We start from the raw sequence: 17,902 nt of genomic DNA on the forward strand, positions 1-17,902 counted from the left end.
CACCACCACAGCGCCCGCAGCCGCATAACCTCAATCACCAGCCACAAGCTGAAAGAGCCACCACCACAACACAATCCACAACCACACATCGAACCGCCACCACCATCGGCGCGCAGCACGCGCCGATGGCGGCAGGCGTGAACCTTCACCGGCCCTCACACCTCGCACCGGCGATCCCCCTGCCATTGATCTGCCCCGAGCCGGCCGCCGGTGTCAAGACCGGACCCCTGCGAGCAAGCGCACACGCCGGTGTGCGGTCGGTGGGTATGTTTGCCGACCACTCCGATGTCTACCTCACCGCACAACCAAACCCCACACTTGACAAACAACATAGAAGCGTCGAAACCACGGTGACACAACAGGTTTCGTGCGACCGCTCATCTCACGCTGTGATCGTGGTGATCATCTCCAGCCAGGCACCCAACAGGTGCATTCGACGATTGCGCTGATGCTTCAGTCCTAGTCAGCCACGACTCACCGAAATCTGTTGTCTCACCACGGTTTCGACGCGCTCGTCGCTAACGCTCCTCACGGCTCAACCAGCGGAGGAGCCTGCCGACGGTGAATCCCGGCTTAACCTCGGCTCAACCTAGGGCTCAAGCAGCGGAGCGGGGGCCATCGGTGGATCCAGGTAGAAGCCGCGGTTCGCCGACGGCGACGCTCCGGAAGGCGGATGCCGCGCACCCGATGGTGTCCGCCAGCCGCGCACGGACAATTGGTCGACCGTTCAACTGACGACTGTTCTCACAGGTCAGAGGGCATATTAGTGTTCACAGTGGCGCCGGCCGGCGTCGCGAACGCGAATACGGGAACTTATGCACCCGTACGATGCTGACTTGAGGAGGCGGTCATGCCGCAACCGTTGGTACTCGGTCCCCGACGGCGTCGAACGGCGCAGCAGCGACATACCGTTGCGGCACGCCGTCATTGGCCACCGCGTCCGCGCTGGTGGTTCTCGGACTTGTTCTGAGTCCCTTGCCTTCTGATTCCTCGGGTGGATTCACCTCGCCGAAGGTGACGTCTCGCCGGGCTGTGGAACAGCCGGCGCGCACCGACTCAATGGCGTGATCCGGGCGGTGAAACCGACATTGGCGGTCAACGCGCGATCTGAGCGTTCGTAGTCGTCGGAGTCGACCGTCCAGTCCACCGACCGCGCGAGATGGTGGATCACCGTCGACGACTCCATGTAGGCGAAGTGCATGCCGATGCACTTGTGGACGCCGCCGCCGAACGGCATCCACGCCAGTCGATGCCGCTGCGCGTCGCAGTCGATGAACCGAGTGGGGTCGAAGGTGTCGGGGGCGGGCCACACGTCGGGCAGTCGATGGTTGCTCCCGATCAACGCCACGACGAACGTTCCCGCCGGAATGTGATAACCCGCCAGCGAGGTGTCTTTCGTCGCGGCGCGGGGGATGATCGGCACCGGCGGCCGCAATCGGATGGCCTCCTTGAAAACTGCTTCCATCGTCGGTTGTGCCGTCAGCTCGCTCAACGACGGGTACGCCGACGCGGTGCGGGCTTCGTCGCGGATCCGGTCGCGCCAGAGCCGATCACGACCCAGCTGATAAGTCATGGCGCTCATCGCGATGGTGGCGGTGTCGTGTGCGGCGAAGAGCATGAATCGCATCTGATCGACCACTTCCGAATCGGTCAGGCGCGTCCCGTCGGGTCCTTCGGCTTGACACAGGGCCGACATCAGATCGGGACCGGGCGATCGGCGGCGTTGCGGCACAAGGCTTTCGAAGAACGAGTCGACGGAGAGCTTGGCCCGGTGCGCCCGACCCCAGACGGTCCCGGGGATCCGCAATCGAACCATCGCGCCGCCGGCCCGGATCAGATCGTCGAATTCCCGACTCATCCGTTCGGTCTCGCTGGAGGTGAGCTGCTCGCCGACGAAGACGTCCAGCGCAATTCGTAACGCGAGCGCCTTGAGTTGAGCGCGCATGTCGACCTCACCCGCGGGCAGGTGATCGACCCAGTCTTCGACCAACGGGTGCAGCCGCCGGCAATACCCGGCGAGCCGATCGCGGGTGAAGGCGGCGTGCATGATTCGTCGGGCATGGTGGTGCTCTTTCGCGTCCATCAGCAACAGCCCACGTTCGAAGAGACTGCCGAGCGCAAAACTGTAGACCGGGTGGTTGGCGAACGCGCGATCGGCATCGGCGAGCAGTTCGGCAGCGGCCTCGGGCCCCTGCGCGACGACGATCGGTCGGCCGAGTGCAGTGGTGAACGCGATGTCTCCGACGTCGCGGCGAAGCGACTGCGCGACCGATGCGGGGTCGTCGAGGAGTTGCAGAGTCGACCGCAGCGGGAGCGTCCGTGGGCCGGTGACCGGGCGTAGGCTCGATGTCGGGTTGGGCCGACTGAGGTTTCGGTAACGCATGGGCGTCCTTTCGAAGGGTGTGCCGTCCGACGACGGTGGTCGATGTGGAAAGTCGATGAGGAAGAGGACAGGCGTGCGTGTTCTTGTGGTGGACGACGACCCGGGAGTCGCCGAGACGATCCGGCGGGTACTCAGTAGCGACGGCTGGAACGTCGTGACCGAATTCGACGGTGTCGAGGGGCTTCGGCGGGCAACCGATGAGGATTTCGACGTCGTGGTGCTCGACATCATGCTGCCCGGACTCAACGGCTACCAGGTGGTGCGGGAACTGCGTCGCCGGAAAGTGTGGGTTCCGGTGGTCATGCTCTCGGCCAAGGACGGCGAGTACGACCAGGCCGAGGCACTGGACTTCGGAGCCGACGACTATGTGCTCAAACCGTTTTCGGCGGTGGTGCTCAAGGCGCACCTGCGCGCGGTGATGCGGCGGGGCCGTCGCGAGCGGCCGGCCGTCATGTCCGCGGGTAACCTGACCGTCGATCCGGCCGAACGTCGGGTGGCGCGGGGCGACGAAGTGATCTCACTGACGCCGCGGGAGTACTCGATCCTTGAGTTCCTGATGCGGAACAAAGGTGAGTTGATCCCTAAACACGTTATCCTCCAATCGATTTGGGATGAGAATTACGAGGGTGACGAGAACATCGTCGAGGTGTATATCCGTTACCTGCGCAAGCGCATCGACGCTCCTTTCGGGATGTCATCGATCGAGACCGTTCGCGGCGGTGGTTACCGCCTCCGCGACGACTGAGGATTCGCCGGGGGTCATCGGCAGTGTGAATTCCATGCTGGCTCCGCCGAATCGACTCTCGATGAGGCGCACGTGCCCGTGGTGGGCGCGAGCGATCTCGCTCACGATGGCCAGTCCGAGTCCCGCGCCCGAGGCGGTCCGACGATCGGTGTCCAGGCGGGCGAATCGTTCGAAGATGCGCTGCGACTGCTCGGCGCCGATGCCGGGTCCGTCGTCGCTGACCACGACGACGGCGACGTCGTGCTCGGCGCGCATGGTCAACCACACCGTGGACGTCGCGTGGCGCACGGCGTTGTCGGTGAGGTTGCGCAACGCCCGCGCGATCATGTCCGGATCGCCCTGTACGCGCAGTGGAACGACTTGTGTGCGGACCCGTGCGGTGCCGAGCGCGCGGACCCGCGCGGACTCGGCGAATACCAGGTCGTCGAGGTCAATGGGCTTGTGGCATAGGCGCAGACCGTCTTCGTCGGCGCGCGCGAGGAGCAGCAGGTCGTCGACCATGCGTTGCATCCGGGACGCCTCGGGGAGGAGGAATGTCCGGACCGTCGCGATGTCGACGGCGGAATCGGTGTCGTCGGCGAGATCCAGCAGCCCAACCAGCGTCGTGAGCGGACTGCGCAACTCATGTGACGCGTCACCGACGAACCGCATCTGAGCCTCGCGGCTGCTCTCCAATCGTTCCAGCATGTCGTTCATCGTGGTTGCGAGAGTGTGGATTTCGTCCTTGGCATCGGGAACTGGGACGCGCTGCTCGAGGGCGGATGCTGTGATCTCCCTGGCCTGGCGGCTGATACGGGACACCGGCCGCAGCGAACGGCCGACCAGCAGGTAGACGGCCCAGGCCGCGAACGCGATGATGATCGGCAGCTCGATCGCCAGGATGACCGCGGTGGTCAGTTCGCTGTGCCGGATGCCGCCGGCGCGGACCGCGGCGATCACGGTGTAGTAGTGCTCGTCGTGCTCGGCTCCGAGCGTTGCCGCGCAATACTTTTCGGGTCGGCCGGCGAAGGTGGCGTCGTCGGTGTAGCGGTAGTCGCCCGGAGGCGTGGCTCCATCGACCATCGGCGTCGATGGCGCGCCCGCCGTCGCGGCGACCACGGCGCCCCGCTGATCGATGACCTGAACCACGTCGACGTCACCGCCCGGATCCAGATCGCCGACGCCGAGCCCGGCCAGTCCGTCCTGGGTGATCGTGTGCGCGATCTGCTCGGTTCGGGCCGACGCCGCGCGATACATCAGGTCGTTGTTGGCCTTGTGCAACATCATCAGCATCACCACGCCGCCGAGTACGAACGCAAGCGCCGCGGCGAGGGTGGCGATCAGGGTTGACCGCGCCCGCACGCCTAATCGGCGTCGACGACTCTGCTTTCGCGTCATGGTGCCACCATCGGTTGGAACTGAAGGAATTTCATCGTATGACTGGACCGATAGATGGGCCAGGGGTGCGATTTCAGCCAGTTTTCAGCGGGCGTGGCGCAGCGTTGCCGACATGCCCTCCACCCAGACTCTCGCCCACCGAATCCTGCGGCAGTGCCGCGATCGTGGAATGCGGACGGCCTTCGGCGTCCACGGTGCGAACGTCGAAGACCTGTACGCGGCGGCCGCCGACGTCGGGACGTTCACCGTCGTCGCCAAGCATGAGTTCGCTGCGGGCGCGATGGCCGATGGGCTGGCGCGGGTGACCGGCGCGCCGTCGTTGGTGATGACGACGTCAGGTGGAGCGGCCGTGAATGTGCTTGCGGCACTGGCGGAATCCTACGACAGCCGGGTTCCGGTGCTCGCACTGATCGGCAGCCCGCCGCGTGCGGTCACCGGGCGCGGCGGATTTCAGGACATGCTCTCACCGCCCGACACGATCGATCTGATGCGAGCGCTGTCCGGACTGACCGGTTACTGCACGGTCCTCGACCGCCCCGACGCCGGGGAACTGGCGATCAAGAACGCCTTCGCCACCCTCGATCACGGACTTCCGGCCGCGATCGTCGTGCCGAAAGATGTTCAGGCACAGGAGGTTCCCGAGTCGTTCGGACCAGTGCCGCGACCGACGTCGGCTCCGGTGGTCGCGGCGACGCCCGAGCTGGACCGACTCGCCGATCAGCTTGCGGCAGAGCGCATTCGGGGCGGCCGGATCTGTATCTGGCTGGGCGGGGAGGCGTCGCGTCGCCGGGTCGGACCGATCGTCGAGCGGATCGCGAACCGGTTGGGTGCCGTCGTCGTCACCTCTCCGGAGGGAATCGACACGATCGAGGCCGCACACAGTGCCGGCGTCACCGGGGTGATGGGCCACCCCGGTGCACAGCGGGCGATCACCGCGGCCGACACGTGCCTGGCCATCGGGTGCCGGATGACCCTCACCGATCGCGCCGGACTCGACGACGCTCTCGCCGCGTCGGAGGTGGTCTACCTCGGCTCGCAGTCGCCGCGCTACCCCCAGTGCGCCGAGGTGATCGTCGACGATCTGCCGGCGGCACTCGCGGTGATCGATGACCGCTTGCGAGCGCACCGTCTCGCCGTAGAAGTTCGGTCCACGCCTGACCGTGACTACCTCGTGCCGCCGCCCGTCGACGGCTCCGACATGCTGACGCTGCGGCAGATCGTCGAAACTATCGACGCTGAATTGCCCGATACCGCAAAGGTATTCGTCGATGCCGGCAATGCCGGGGCGGCCGCGCTGCACTATCTTCGCCCGACGTCGGGGCAGCGGGTCACCGTGGCGCTCGGCATGGGCGGGATGGGATACGCCATCGCGGCCGGCATCGGCGTCGCGATTGCCGACGGGACGTCTCAGCCGGGTACGCGCACGGTCGTGATCGCCGGCGACGGCGCGTTCTTCATGCACGGCATGGAGATTCACACTGCGGTGCAGTACGACGCGGCGGTGACGCTGATCGTGCTCAACAACAACGCGCACGGCATGTGTGTGACCCGGGAGGGGCTGTACTTCCCGGCGCACCCCAGTGTGAATCGCTTCAGACCGACCGACATCGCCGCGGGCCTCGCCGCGATGTTCGGCGACCTCCCGGTATTCCATCCGACGACGGCCGAGGAGCTATCCGACGCCGCGGCAACGGCTTTCGCCGATCGAGGACCCAAGTGTGTTGTCGTGGACTGCCATTGCGACGAGATTCCGCCCTTCGCCCCGTTCATCTGAGAAAGGACAATCATGACCATAGCTCTACCCGCCCTCAACGACCTCGGGGCGCGCGCCCGCGACCTGCCCGGGCTGACCCGCATCGAAACCCATCCGCGCGACGTCGCGACGCCGATCATCGTCGACATGTTGCGGTCGGTATACCCGCACGATCAGGTGTTCGGCGACTTCTGCCCAGTCCAGGGCTATGTCGATGCGCCACCGCGCGACCTCTACAACTGGTTGTCGAACACCCGCTCGCTGGAGGAGTGGACGTACAGTCTGCGCGGCTTCCGCGAGACTGACGAGCCAGGATTGTGGATCGCACAGGATCGCTTGGGCGACTCGACCGACATCTACACCCGAACCATCGTCAACCCGCACGCGATGACCGTCGACTATCACTGTGCCTGGGACCAGGGTCGGCATCTGTGGATGATCTACCTGATGCGCGTCGTCGACGCCCAGGTGGTGCTCGACAAGCCGGGATCGGTGGTGTTGTGGAACAACTGCCGACATCCCTTCTACGACGAGAACCCGTACCCGGATACCGCGCCGCCGGAGCGTCCGGTGTGGGTGGGCGACTTCTGGGAGATGTTCTCCGCCGGACACCGACTCGAACTCGCCAACCTCACCGCGATCGCCGAGTACCGGCACGCGAACGGACTGCCCCTCACTCCCGATTGGATGCGATCATGACTACCTACCTCTACGACGTTGCGCGTTACCTTCCCGAAAAGCGAGTTCCGGCGAGTTATTTCGCGCAGTTCGCGGACAACGACAAGCTGGCGGGCAATGTCATGTTCGCCGCGCCAGAGTTCCGGCATCACGCTGCGGACGACGAGACGTCGGCGGACATGATGGTCTCGGCCGCGCGCGTGTTGACCGCCCGCCACGGTGAGGACTATTTGGACGACGTCAGCGTGGTCCTCACGCACAGCCAGCTCCCCGAGGTGCCGGTCCACGGTTGCGGCGGCGAACTCGCGCACCGGTTGGGGCTACGCCCGACGACGGTGCTCGACGTCCACAACGGGGGATGCGCGGCCGTCGCCCACATGCTCGACCTGGCCGGTGCGCTGCTGCGTGGGGCGGGCGGCGGCCGGGCGTTGCTGGCGCTCGCGCAGAACAGCGCGTCGCAGATCTTCACCCAGGAACAGGTCCGGGGCAGCGCGCAGGCCCCTATCCCGGGCGACGGAGCAGCCGTCGCAATAATCGGTCTCGACGACGTGTCGGCGTCGCCGATCCTCAACGTCGTATGTCATTCGTTCGGGCAGTTCGCGGGTGACATGGTGGCTGTCGCGAAGCCGAGTCGCAAGTACTGGGAGGCCGGTCCCGGGCAACTGCACATCGGTTTCACCGAGGCGCGGATCGCGAAGGTGCTCGCTCGCGGCAATCGGATGGTCCCCGAGGTCGCCATGGAGGTCGCCGATTCAGTTGGCATCGCGCCGACGGAGATCGACTGGCTGATCACCAACCAGCCCAACCGCATCTTCTTGCGCAATTGGCGTGAGGCGCTGGAACTTCCGCCGCAGCGGCATCCGGACACCTTCGACGAGTGCGGAAACCTCTTCGCCGTCGCCATTCCGCTCACCCTCGACACCGCCGTCGACGACGGCCGGATCGTCCCGGGCGACACCGTCATGATGTCCGCGTTCGCACACGCGGGTGACTTCGCCGGTGCCGCCATGATTCGGTGGGGTGGGCGGCGATGACAACGGGGCTGCGTGCGATCGGTCAGCGCGAGCCGGCTCACTTGAACCTGGATCTCAATGAGCTTGCCTACCAACCGCTTCCGGCGATCTCGGCGGTGCTGCGCGCACAGGCGGCGCAGGCGCATCGTTATCCGGAGTTCCGGCCCGACCAGACTCGGGCGGTGATCGCCGAACATCACGGTGTGGCGCGCTCGCAGGTCACCGTCGGTGCCGGCGCGACCGGCGTCGCGCTCGCCGCGCTGCAGTCGTGCCGACGCGACGCCGGTCGGATCGCGCATCCGTCGATGGTCACCGCGTTGCCGACGTTCGACGGCTACCCGATCCTCGCCCGGATGGTCGGGCTCCGGCTCGACGGTGTGCGTCTGACTCCGAACGGTTCGGTCGACCTGACAGCGTTGTTCGACGCCGTCGGCCCGAGTACGGTCGCAGTCGTCGTCTGCTCGCCGCACAACCCGACCGGCGCGGTGGTCGACGAGACGTTGCTGCATGAGTTCATCGAGGCGTTGCCGGACCGAGTGACGGTCGTGCTCGACGAGGCATATGTCGAGTTCTCGCAGCGGCCGCCGGACCTGTACCGGCTCATCGGTCGCCACGAGCGGGTGTTGGTACTGCGCACCTTCTCGAAGGCGTACGGACTGGCCGGCCTGCGGGTGGGGTACGGGCTCGGCGCCCCCGACCTCGTGGCCCGCGTCGCCGACTTCGAGGTTCCGTTCGCCGTCGGCTCCGCTGCGTCGGCCGCGGTCCCGGTCGCGTTGTCGTCGCAACTCGATCTGCGCCACCGCGTCGCGGCGATGCGTGCTGAGCGAGATCGGCTGGCCGCCCGACTGGCTTCGATCGGCGTGGCCACGCTGCCGAGTGAGGGAAACTTCCTCTTCCTGCCCGGAGCGGCGGGCACCGACATCGGTCGTGTTCTGGCCGGTTGCGGGGTCGTCGTCAAACAATGCGGCACGCACGGCGTGCGGATCACCGTCGGCGACCGAGCGTCGACCGACTACGTAGTGGATGCACTGCGAGTCGCCGCTCTCACGGCGTGACGTTCCGGCTGTGCGACTGCCGGGGGACATCCCCGCTTCCTGAGTGCCGAGGTGACTTTCCCGATCCCCGAGCCGAGGTGACTTTCTCGCTCCCCGAGTGCCGAAGCGAGGAACGAGCTTCGGTGTAACGAGGGGTTGGTGAGACGAAGAACTCAATGCAGCGAGGTCTTTCGCGCATCGCGACACTCGGTGCTTCGGGTTTCCTTTCGGTGCGCGAAATCTGTTGCGTCACTGTGGTTTCGACACGCTCGTCGCTAGCGCTCCTCGCGGCTCAACCAGCAGATGGAGTGCCCCGACCGGTGAAACCAGGCTCAACCCGCGGATACGAGCTAGCCCGCAGACCAGCTGATCCGTTCGGGCTTCACTCGGGCGCACAGCGGTTGGCCCGCGGCGTCGGTGAGGCCCAGTGTCGCGGTGAGCCGGTGAGTGTTCAACGCCTCGGCGAATACGGCGGGCGGGATGTCGCACAGCATGACCTTGGCGCGGCGAAACCCGTCGAACGAGCCGTCGGCTTCGACGCTGCCCCAGTTCAGATAGATGAAGCGGCCGCCGGGCGGGCCCTGGATGTGGGGGCCGAGGAGGTCGGCGATGTCGGTGCCGGTGACCTTGCAGTCGAGAGTCCAGGTGGTCGATGCCGCGTCGGCCGGTTGCAGGCCCAGGAGCTCGTCGGGGTGGCCGCGGCGTTGTACGCCGACGTGGATGTTGGTGTAGCCCGGAAAGTTGCGGCTGGCCGGGCAGTCTCGGCCGGGCAGGTCAGTACCGATGATCGTGATCTGCACGGCGGCCTCCGGGGACGGTTAGCGATCTGTTGCCCACGTTAGTCTCGTTGGTTGTGGCTATCCGCGTAACGTATGAACACCATCCCGATCTGGGTTGCGAAGCTCTCGTCTTCCTCGACGAAGAATCCGACGGCTGCTTCCAGATCCAGCGTGATCTGCCCGGCGGTGCCCGCCCCGACGAATATTGCGTGACCACCGGCGCCAGCGCGCCGATCTACGGCGGGATCACTCAGTGGCGCCGGGTCGGCGACCGCTTCGAATTCGCGCTGACCAGGCGGGCGGCGGCGTTGTTCGACGACGATGTGCTGTCGTTCGAGGTGATCGCGGGTGACGGCTCGACTGTCGACGACCTCGCCGCGCATGTCGATCGGCTCATCCGGTAGCACCACCACTATCCTGAACCTTGTGAATCAACCATTTGATCCTTCGGCCCTGTTCGGCGGCGGTGCCGGCGGAGACAACCCGATGGCAGGACTGCTCGCGCAGGCACAACAGATGCAGGCGCAGCTGCTGGCCGCGCAGAACGAGATCACCGCTGCCGAGGTGTCGGGCACCGCGGGCAACGGACTGGTCACCGTGACCGGGACGGGCGCCGGTGACATCACCGCGATCAGCATCGATCCCAAGGTCGTCGACCCCGACGACGTCGAGACGCTGCAGGACCTGGTGCTGGGCGCCCTCGCCGATCTCGCGAACAAGCGTGAAGAATTAGCGCAGGACAAGATGGGTCCGCTCGCCGGCGGCCTGGGCGGACTCGGCGGCGGTCTGCCGGGACTCGGATAACGACCATGTACGAGGGACCGATTCAAGACTTGATCGATGAGCTGGCCAAGCAGCCGGGTCTCGGTCCCAAGGGTGCCCAGCGGATCGCGTTCTCGCTGCTCGCCGGAGACAACTCGCAGATCGATCGGCTGGTCGCCGCGTTGGGACAGGTCCGCGACAACGTCACATTCTGCGCCGAATGCGGCAATGTGTCGGCCGACCGGCTGTGCCGGATCTGCTCCGACGCCCGGCGGGACGCGACGAAGATCTGCGTCGTCGAAGAACCCAAAGACGTACACGCGATTGAGCGGACCAAGGAGTTCAACGGGCGCTACCACGTCCTCGGTGGCGCGCTCGACCCGCTCTCCGGCATCGGACCCGACCAACTTCGAATTCGAGAACTGTTGCGCCGCTTGGCGAATCAGCCCGACGGTGTCGACGTCACGGAGGTGATCGTGGCGACCGATCCGAACACCGAAGGGGAAGCGACCGCCACATATTTGCTGCGCATGCTCAAAGACTTTCCCGGACTGTCGGTGACGCGACTGGCATCGGGACTGCCGATGGGCGGTGATCTGGAGTTCGCCGACGAGCTGACGCTCGGCCGGGCGTTGTCTGGACGGCGCGTGCTGGCGTAGTCGTGGAGATACGGCGTCTGCTCAGAGTCGGGGTGGTGACGCTCGCGGCCGTGTCGGCGATCGGGCCGGTGCTACGGCCGGCGACCGCGCAAGCCCAGCCGATAGTGTGGGGCCCTTGTCCGGCAATCCATTCCGCGACCGGCGCGGTATGTGCAACCGTGCGGGTGCCGCGCGACTACGCCGATCCTAACGGCCCGACGATTCCGATCACCGTCAGCAAGATGTCGGCCCGCGACCCCGCGCATCGTCGGGGAGCGCTCTTCGGCAATCCGGGCGGACCGGGACTCGATGCCGTCGGAATGTTCACCATGCGTCTGCCGAAGGCGATCCGCGATGAGTGGGACCTCATCGCCGTTCAGCCGCGCGGGCTGATCTCATCGACGCCGCTGAAGTGCGCGTCGATCGGCGACGCGGGGCTGAGCAGCATCGTCGATTACGGTGCGCGTTTCCGCGCGGGTTGCGAACGATTCGCGCCGGGCTACCCGACGACGATCACCACCGAGAACACCGCGCGCGACACCGACCGCGTGCGCTCGGCACTGGGCTACTCGACGGTGAGCTTGTACGGCGCGTCCTACGGTGCCTTCTTGATGGCGACGTACGCATCACTGTTCCCGGGCCGGGTGGATCGGCTGATTCTCGACTCCGCCGTCGATCCGAATCTGATCTGGAACGGGGCGCTGCAGGTGCAGGCGCCGCACTACCGCGAGCGTTTCGCCGACATGATGTCGTGGATCGCCGCGAACGACCACCGCTATCACCTCGGTACCACCGCCTTGCAGGTCTATCGCCGCTGGAGTGCCCGCGTCACCGCCGAAGCGGGTGTTCCGCCGTCGGTGGGACCTCCGCCGGCCGCAGTCGGCGATGTGCCACCCGGACTGAAAATTGTTGCGCAGCAATACCTTTCCGGGGTCGATCGCCTCGGTCCCGCTCGGGTGAAGTTCGAGAACTTCGTGTGGTCGCTGGCGACCGGGCGCTCGCAGGACCAATCGGCGCTGTTGTTGCTGACTCGCTTGGCGGTGCCGTCACGCAACATCTGGCCGACGGTCGCCGCGCGTACCGCGGGGACGTTGGTCGGGCCGCGGAGTCTGCCGCCGTCGGTGGCCGCGCGCCTGGCGAACGCGACCGACCTCCAGTCGATCCTCATGTGCAACGAGAATCGCGTGCCCGCTCAACCACTCGATCTGCCGGCGATCATCTATACGACGCTGGTGTCCCGAGACGTGTTCGACGGCCCGGGACTGGCTTTCAGCTCAGGTGTGGCCTGTGCCGGAGCAGCGCCCGTGGTCCGCCCCGTGACGATACGCAACGTTGGATTGCGTTCGGCGCCAATGCAATTGCAGAGTCTTGGCGACCCGCAGACGCCGTACCCCCAGAGTTTGGTGATGGCGCGCGTGATGCGTAGTCAACTGGTGACCGTCGGCGGCGGGGATCATGTTCAGCTGGGCCGGCTGAACCCGACCGTGGACGCGGCCGTCGTCGCCTACCTGCGCTCCGGGCGGGTGCCGACAGCGACCGCCCCCGAGGCGCCGATCGTCCTGAATTTGGATGGGTCACAGTGGAATTCGTATGTCGGGCGGGGGCAATGACGAGGGCGACGCCTCCGCAGGTACACCGCGTGGTCGCCGATCTGCTCGAGTCGGTCACCGTTACCGGGATCATCGCGATCGACGGGCCGTCGGGCAGTGGCAAGTCGACCTTCGCCGACGCCCTGGTCGCCGGTCTCGAGGAGCGCGGTGTCCGGTCGATCCTGATCCGCACCGACGACTTCGCCACCTGGACCGACCCGGTCGCTTGGTGGCCGGAGCTGGAACACGATGTGCTGCATCCTTTTTCACGTGGCCGCGACATCGAGTATCGCCCCCGCCAGTGGCACGACGGCGTCGCCGAACCAGGGCAGCTCGTGTGGATCCGTTGGCAACCCCTGTTGATCGTCGAAGGCGTTTCGTCGGCCCGGCGTCAGATGGCCGACCGGCTGGCTACGGCGTTGTGGCTCGACGGCCCGTCGCGCGTCGACCGCTTGGAGCGGTCGGTGGCGCGCGATGGGGAGTCCGATCGCTCGAATCTCGCCCGCTGGCAGGCATTCGAGGACGGCTGGTTCGCGGTCGACGGGACCCGGGCGCGTTGCCGAGTGGTGGCCTGACACCGCCGACGGACCGACCTGGTGGTGTGTCGCGGCTAATGGTATTGATAGTCTGCGCGCATCCTGCTGGTTGAGCGAGGCGAAGCCGAGTCGAAACCATTGTGGCGCTGCGGGTTTCGTTATTGCCCGGCCGGCGGGGTTTCGACTCGCTCCGCTCGCTCAACCTGGATCCACCGACGACGGGCCCTATCCGCTGGTTGAGCCTGGTTTCACCGGTCCGGGCACTGCATCTGCTGGTTGAGCCGCGAGGAGCGCTAGCGACGAGCGTGTCGAAACCTCTGTACCACAATGCATTTGATGGTGGCGCACTTGTCGAACTGTGATGGTATCGAATATCGAGGCTTGCCGGGTGTCATCGCCGGAATTGGCGCGGACCGTCGAAAGTCGTTGTGGCTGAGAGGTTTCGACACGAACTCGGCTAGCGCTACTTCGACTCGGCTAGCGCCTCGCTCAGCACGGCGCTCGTCCGGCTCAACCAGCAGAGGGACGCTTCGGCCGGTGAAACCAGGCTCAACCGGCAGAGGAACGCAACGGTCATACAACTCTTAAAGGCGACACTCCACTGGAATCACCGACGACCGGCCGCCAACCGCTCTTTGCGCAACCGGTCGACCTCCGGAAGGTCGAGTGGCGCGAGCTCGTCGACGCCCAGCGCCCGGGTGAGCAGGTAGTCGGCGAGCTCGGGATTGCGGGCCAGCGCCGGACCGTGCATGTAGGTGCCGATCACTGAACCCTGCACCGCCCCTTCGGTTCCGTCGCCGACACCGTTGCCGACACCGTGGCGCACTCTGCCGAAGGGCTTCGCGGCCGGCCCCAAAGTCGTTCCACCGCGGTGGTTTTCGAAACCCGACAGGGGCGCGGTCAGCCCGTCGAGCGTGGGAGCGGTCACCAATTCGCCGATGCTGCGCGAATCCTGCGGCGAGGTGGTGACGTCGAGCATCGAGATGCCCTCGACGCGTTCGCCCGCCGACGTCTCATACCAGTGGCCGAGAACCTGAATTGCCGCGCAGATCGCGAGGACCGGGCGTCCCGCCTCGGCTGCACGCTGCAGTCCCGGATACCGGGTGAGATGGCGAGTGGCCAGGCGCTGTGCGAAGTCTTCTGCGCCACCCAGCGTGTAGACATCGAGTGTCTCCGGCACGGCGTCGTCGAGGGTGATGTTGACGATCTCGGCGTCGATGCCGCGCATCCGGGCGCGCTGGCGCAGGATCAACGCGTTGCCGCCGTCGCCGTAGGTGCCCATGACGTCGGGCAGAACCAGTCCGATCCGCAGCGTCGACTCGGTGGACTTCTGATCGCTCATCCCTGTGCCCCTTGCTCTTTCGCGGCCCGCTCCAATGCGATACCGAGATCGCGGAAGGCGGTGTAGTTGGCCAGTACCTCCACCCGGCCGGGTGGGCAGGATGCGATGGCGGTCAACGGGTCGGCGATCGTGGTGTGTTCGGCGCCCGCGTAGAGCAGCCGGACTCCGAGGTCCGCGGCGCGTTCGCCGGACGCGACGACCTGCATGGTCTCGAAGGCTTCGAAACGTACATCCCACAGCCAGGACAGATCTTCGCCGTCGGGAACCTGTCCGTTCACCGCGATGACCAGGCCGTCGGCATCCTGATCGATCATCGACAGCGCCTCCTGCCAGCCGGCCGGATTCTTCGCGAGCAGGGTGCGCACCGTGTGCGCACCGACGGTCGTGACGCCGTATCGACCGGCGACCTCGCCGACCGTGCCGACCGCCGCGACGGCTTTCGCCGGATCGGCGCCCATGGAAACCGCCGCGGCAACTGCTTGGGTAGCATTGCCGCGGTTCGCGCGGCCCGGCACCGACAGCGTCAGCGGCGCGCTGAAACCGTTCGGGCCGTAGATGTTTGCGTCGTCGAACCACCAATCGGGCGATGGCCGCCGGAACTTCTCTTCGCCCGTCGAACGCCAGTCGACGCCGGAGTCGGCGGTCGAGCGGATGATCGGCTCGCCGGTGCGGGGACAGCTGACCGAATCGCCGACCCAGCTCGCGCCCGCGGCCACCCACACCACCCGCGGGGCGTCGAACGCCGCCGAGGTGACGAGCACGTCGTCGCAGTTGGCGACGACGATCGCGTCGGGATGGCGAGCGATGCCCTCGCGGAGTCGGCGTTCGATCATGTTGATCTCGCCGACCCGGTCGAGCTGGTCGCGGGACAGGTTGAGCAGCACCAGCACTTCGGGGTCCACGGCGTCGGAGACGTGCGGGACGTGCAGTTCGTCGACCTCGAGTGCTGCGAGGGGCGCGGACTGGTCGAGGGTGAGGGTGGCGATGATGCCGGCGTCCATGTTGGCGCCGTCGGCCTGAGTGATCACCTGGCCGAGTTCGCCGAGCGCGGCGGCGGTCATCCGCGTCGTAGTCGACTTGCCGTTGGTTCCGGTGATGATCGCGGTGCGCTTGCCTGCGGCGAGTCTCGACATGATCGACGGGTCGATCTTGGCGGCGACCAGTCCGCCGATCATCGAGCCTTTGCCGCGGCCCGCCGTCCGGGACGCCCATCGTGCCGCCGCTGCGGCGACAAGGGCGAGGCGAGTGCGCGCGGGCAGTCTCGAGGAGCGTGAAGAAGCGTCGGGCATGGTGTCGAGTTTTCCACACCGAGCGACCGGGTTGCCGAGTACGGGGCGTGACCTGCGCCGCACCCGTTAGGTTTGGGGTATGGCGCAGGTGCGGGTACAGACGTCCGAGGAGATCTTCGACTTCATCGTGGTGGGGTCGGGCGCCGGCGGCGGACCGCTTGCCGCGAATCTGGCGCTCGCCGGATTCTCCGTACTCCTGCTCGAAGCGGGCGACGAGCATTCCTGCCTGTACTACTCGATCCCGATCATGCAGGCCTATGCCAGCGAGGATGCGGCGATGCGCTGGGACTTCTTTGTCCGGCATTACGACGACGCTGCGTCTGCACACGCCGATCCGAAGTACGTGCCGGACCGCGGCGGAGTCTGGTATCCACGTGGCTCGACGTTGGGCGGCAGCACTGCCATCTCGGCGATGGTGACCATCTATCCGCACCCCGGCGACTGGAATCGGCTTGCCGAGCTCACCGGCGACGACTCTTGGAATGCGGAATCGATGCGCGGGCTCGTCACCCGACTCGAAGCGTGGCGCGGCGTCGACGCCGCACCGCTGCCCGACGACGACGAAGCCGCGCGCGACGAGAAGGCGAGGCACGGTCTGCACGGGTGGCTGGGCACGACGCGCGCCGATCCGAAAGTCGGCGGCCGAGACGAGCGGTTCCTTGACGTGATCGGGGCGATGGAACAAACCGCCCGCGATCGATTCGGCATCGACGAGCAGATCTCGCTACCGCGTGATCCCAACGCGGCAGACACTCCGGTCGGTTTTGCGGGGATGACGTTCATTCCGGTGGCCGTCGCCGACGGTCAGCGGGTGGGCAGCCGTGAACGGATTCAATCCGTGCGCAGTCAGGTGCCCGACCTTCTGTCGGTGCGCACCGACGCGTTGGTCACTCGCGTGGTGTTCGACGGTGAGCGGGCGATCGGCGTCGAATACCTGTCTGGGGCTCGGCTGTACGCGGCGGCGCCCCAGGACGCCGGCCCGTCGTCGGCGCCGGTGGTGGTTCGGGCTCGACGCGAGGTGATCCTCGCGGGCGGAACGTTCAACACACCGCAGCTGCTGAAGCTGTCGGGCATCGGGCCGGCCGACGAGTTGACGGCACTCGGCATCGACGTCGTCGTCGACGCACCCGGCGTCGGGCGCAACCTCCATGATCGTTACGAGGTTGCGGTCGTCACCGAACTCGACGCCGACTATCCGATCTTCGACGGTGCGGCACTGGATATTCCAGCCGATCCCGCCGACGGCGATGCGCTGTACTCCGAGTGGCGCGACGCCCACGACGGTCCGTACACGACGAATGGAACGTTGGCCGCGATCGTCGCGAAGTCGACTGCGGCGCAGGATGATTCGGATCTCATCGTCTTCAGTCTGCCCATCGACTTCCGCGGCTACTATCCGGGATACGCCAAAGACGCTGTGGCGCATCGCAATCGGCTGTCGATCTTGATTCTGAAGGCGCACACCGACAATCGCGCCGGCACCGTGACGCTGAGCTCCGCGGATCCGCGCGACGTTCCCGAGATCGCCTTCCGATACTTCGACGAGGGTGATGCATTCGAAGCCGACCTCGACGGCGTGGTGGACGGCATCGAGATCGCGCGGGACATCGTCGGGCACCTGCGGTTGGCGAAACCCGTCGCCGAACTCCTTCCTGGACAAGGGGTTTCCGATCGTCGCGGACTGCGGGACTTCGTTCGTTCCCGCGCGTGGGGCCATCATGCGTGTGGCACGGCCAAGATCGGACGCGACGACGATCCGTACGCCGTGCTCGACGGAGACTTCCGGGTCCGCGGCGTGACGGGACTGCGCGTCGTCGACGCGTCGGTCTTTCCGGACATCCCGGGCTTCTTCATCGCGTCGGCGGTGTACCTGATCAGCGAAAAGGCGAGCGACGTGATCATCGCCGAGCATCGACGATAGGGACCGGCCTGGCCGATGCGACGACCTCGCTCCCTGCATAATTCTCGCTGCCCGCATGGTTCT

General features: G+C 66.4%; 17 protein-coding genes. 12 read left to right on the forward strand and 5 right to left on the reverse strand.

The genetic code is table 11. From position 1 onward, the window contains the following. Nucleotides 1-449 (forward strand): hypothetical protein (locus tag HH308_RS29620; protein WP_211188972.1); only part of this gene is annotated, 449 nt, incomplete at its 5' end. A 551-nt stretch (nt 450-1,000) separates the two neighbouring features. On the opposite strand, the gene HH308_RS28805 is transcribed toward HH308_RS29620, so the two are convergent. After that, entirely contained in the window at nt 1,001-2,383 is a 1,383-nt protein-coding gene (locus tag HH308_RS28805; protein WP_170197730.1) for a cytochrome P450, read from the reverse strand. Between the two features lie 73 nt (nt 2,384-2,456). On the opposite strand from HH308_RS28805, the gene HH308_RS28810 reads away from it, so the two are divergent. Further along, a complete protein-coding gene (locus tag HH308_RS28810; RefSeq protein WP_312870890.1) occupies nt 2,457-3,128 on the forward strand; it encodes a response regulator transcription factor in 672 nt (223 codons plus the stop codon). On the opposite strand, the gene HH308_RS28815 is transcribed toward HH308_RS28810, so the two are convergent. Further along, nucleotides 3,078-4,505, reverse strand: a complete 1,428-nt coding sequence (locus tag HH308_RS28815; protein WP_170197732.1) for a sensor histidine kinase — start codon at nt 4,503-4,505, stop codon at nt 3,078-3,080. The two genes, HH308_RS28810 and HH308_RS28815, sit on opposite strands and share 51 nt — an antisense overlap. Before the next feature lie 112 nt (nt 4,506-4,617). Here HH308_RS28815 and HH308_RS28820 point away from each other — a divergent pair, with 112 nt between their 5' ends. From HH308_RS28820 to HH308_RS28835, 4 genes are read left to right on the forward strand one after another with little or no spacing between them, the layout of a single operon-like run. Then, nucleotides 4,618-6,279 (forward strand): thiamine pyrophosphate-binding protein, encoded by a 1,662-nt coding sequence (locus HH308_RS28820; protein ID WP_170197733.1) that lies wholly within the window; start codon nt 4,618-4,620, stop codon nt 6,277-6,279. Nucleotides 6,280-6,291: 12 nt separating this feature from the next. Continuing rightward, entirely contained in the window at nt 6,292-6,957 is a 666-nt protein-coding gene (locus HH308_RS28825) for an SRPBCC family protein (protein ID WP_170197734.1), read from the forward strand. Beyond that, entirely contained in the window at nt 6,954-7,970 is a 1,017-nt protein-coding gene (locus tag HH308_RS28830) for a 3-oxoacyl-ACP synthase III family protein (RefSeq protein WP_170197735.1), read from the forward strand. The genes HH308_RS28825 and HH308_RS28830 overlap by 4 nt, the downstream gene beginning before the upstream one ends. Next, nucleotides 7,967-9,004 (forward strand): pyridoxal phosphate-dependent aminotransferase, encoded by a 1,038-nt coding sequence (locus HH308_RS28835; RefSeq protein WP_170197736.1) that lies wholly within the window; start codon nt 7,967-7,969, stop codon nt 9,002-9,004. Before HH308_RS28830 ends, HH308_RS28835 begins: the two co-directional genes overlap by 4 nt. A gap of 329 nt (nt 9,005-9,333) precedes the next feature. Here the strand turns inward: HH308_RS28835 and HH308_RS28840 are convergent, their stop codons facing one another. Then, nucleotides 9,334-9,783: a DUF5990 family protein gene (locus HH308_RS28840; RefSeq protein ID WP_170197737.1), complete on the reverse strand. Its 450-nt coding sequence runs from the start codon at nt 9,781-9,783 to the stop codon at nt 9,334-9,336. A 53-nt stretch (nt 9,784-9,836) separates the two neighbouring features. Between HH308_RS28840 and HH308_RS28845 the strand changes: the two genes are divergently transcribed. Genes HH308_RS28845 through HH308_RS28865 form a run of 5 tightly spaced genes read left to right on the forward strand, consistent with a single transcriptional unit; the run spans nt 9,837 to nt 13,326 of the window. Beyond that, nucleotides 9,837-10,166 (forward strand): hypothetical protein, encoded by a 330-nt coding sequence (locus HH308_RS28845; RefSeq protein ID WP_170197738.1) that lies wholly within the window; start codon nt 9,837-9,839, stop codon nt 10,164-10,166. Between the two features lie 22 nt (nt 10,167-10,188). Next, the gene (locus tag HH308_RS28850; RefSeq protein WP_170197739.1) at nt 10,189-10,566 is read left to right on the forward strand and encodes a YbaB/EbfC family nucleoid-associated protein; all 378 of its coding nucleotides are present in this window, start codon (nt 10,189-10,191) and stop codon (nt 10,564-10,566) included. A gap of 5 nt (nt 10,567-10,571) precedes the next feature. Continuing rightward, nucleotides 10,572-11,183 carry a recombination mediator RecR gene (recR, locus tag HH308_RS28855; RefSeq protein WP_170197740.1) on the forward strand — a complete coding sequence of 204 codons (612 nt, stop codon included), beginning with the start codon at nt 10,572-10,574 and terminating at the stop codon, nt 11,181-11,183. Between the two features lie 35 nt (nt 11,184-11,218). Then, entirely contained in the window at nt 11,219-12,772 is a 1,554-nt protein-coding gene (locus HH308_RS28860) for an alpha/beta fold hydrolase (RefSeq protein WP_312870889.1), read from the forward strand. Continuing rightward, on the forward strand, nt 12,769-13,326 hold the full coding sequence (locus tag HH308_RS28865) for a uridine kinase family protein (protein ID WP_170197742.1): 558 nt from the start codon (nt 12,769-12,771) through the stop codon (nt 13,324-13,326). Before HH308_RS28860 ends, HH308_RS28865 begins: the two co-directional genes overlap by 4 nt. Before the next feature lie 568 nt (nt 13,327-13,894). Here HH308_RS28865 and HH308_RS28870 read toward each other — a convergent pair. Both HH308_RS28870 and HH308_RS28875 read right to left on the reverse strand, forming a co-directional pair. Then, a complete protein-coding gene (locus HH308_RS28870; protein ID WP_170197743.1) occupies nt 13,895-14,629 on the reverse strand; it encodes a type 1 glutamine amidotransferase in 735 nt (244 codons plus the stop codon). Further along, nucleotides 14,626-15,918, reverse strand: coding sequence for a Mur ligase family protein (locus tag HH308_RS28875; RefSeq protein WP_170197744.1), 1,293 nt, complete (start codon nt 15,916-15,918; stop codon nt 14,626-14,628). The genes HH308_RS28870 and HH308_RS28875 overlap by 4 nt, the downstream gene beginning before the upstream one ends. Before the next feature lie 79 nt (nt 15,919-15,997). On the opposite strand from HH308_RS28875, the gene HH308_RS28880 reads away from it, so the two are divergent. After that, complete coding sequence (locus HH308_RS28880) at nt 15,998-17,839, forward strand: GMC family oxidoreductase (protein WP_170197745.1); 1,842 nt, start codon at nt 15,998-16,000, stop codon at nt 17,837-17,839. Nucleotides 17,840-17,902: the final 63 nt, after the last annotated feature.

The sequence above is a fragment of the Gordonia asplenii genome, from assembly GCF_012933505.1.
Classification (GTDB): Bacteria; Actinomycetota; Actinomycetes; order Mycobacteriales; family Mycobacteriaceae; genus Gordonia; species Gordonia asplenii.

What these genes read in the sequence shown, in the direction of transcription:
- HH308_RS28805 (WP_170197730.1), bottom strand. Translation starts at nt 2,383, where the DNA reads ATGCGTTACCGAAACCTCAGTCGGCCCAACCCGACATCGAGCCTACGC.
- HH308_RS28815 (WP_170197732.1), bottom strand. Translation starts at nt 4,505, where the DNA reads ATGACGCGAAAGCAGAGTCGTCGACGCCGATTAGGCGTGCGGGCGCGG.
- HH308_RS28820 (WP_170197733.1), top strand. Translation starts at nt 4,618, where the DNA reads ATGCCCTCCACCCAGACTCTCGCCCACCGAATCCTGCGGCAGTGCCGC.
- HH308_RS28825 (WP_170197734.1), top strand. Translation starts at nt 6,292, where the DNA reads ATGACCATAGCTCTACCCGCCCTCAACGACCTCGGGGCGCGCGCCCGC.
- HH308_RS28830 (WP_170197735.1), top strand. Translation starts at nt 6,954, where the DNA reads ATGACTACCTACCTCTACGACGTTGCGCGTTACCTTCCCGAAAAGCGA.
- HH308_RS28835 (WP_170197736.1), top strand. Translation starts at nt 7,967, where the DNA reads ATGACAACGGGGCTGCGTGCGATCGGTCAGCGCGAGCCGGCTCACTTG.
- recR (WP_170197740.1), top strand. Translation starts at nt 10,572, where the DNA reads ATGTACGAGGGACCGATTCAAGACTTGATCGATGAGCTGGCCAAGCAG.
- HH308_RS28865 (WP_170197742.1), top strand. Translation starts at nt 12,769, where the DNA reads ATGACGAGGGCGACGCCTCCGCAGGTACACCGCGTGGTCGCCGATCTG.
- HH308_RS28870 (WP_170197743.1), bottom strand. Translation starts at nt 14,629, where the DNA reads ATGAGCGATCAGAAGTCCACCGAGTCGACGCTGCGGATCGGACTGGTT.
- HH308_RS28875 (WP_170197744.1), bottom strand. Translation starts at nt 15,918, where the DNA reads ATGCCCGACGCTTCTTCACGCTCCTCGAGACTGCCCGCGCGCACTCGC.
- HH308_RS28880 (WP_170197745.1), top strand. Translation starts at nt 15,998, where the DNA reads ATGGCGCAGGTGCGGGTACAGACGTCCGAGGAGATCTTCGACTTCATC.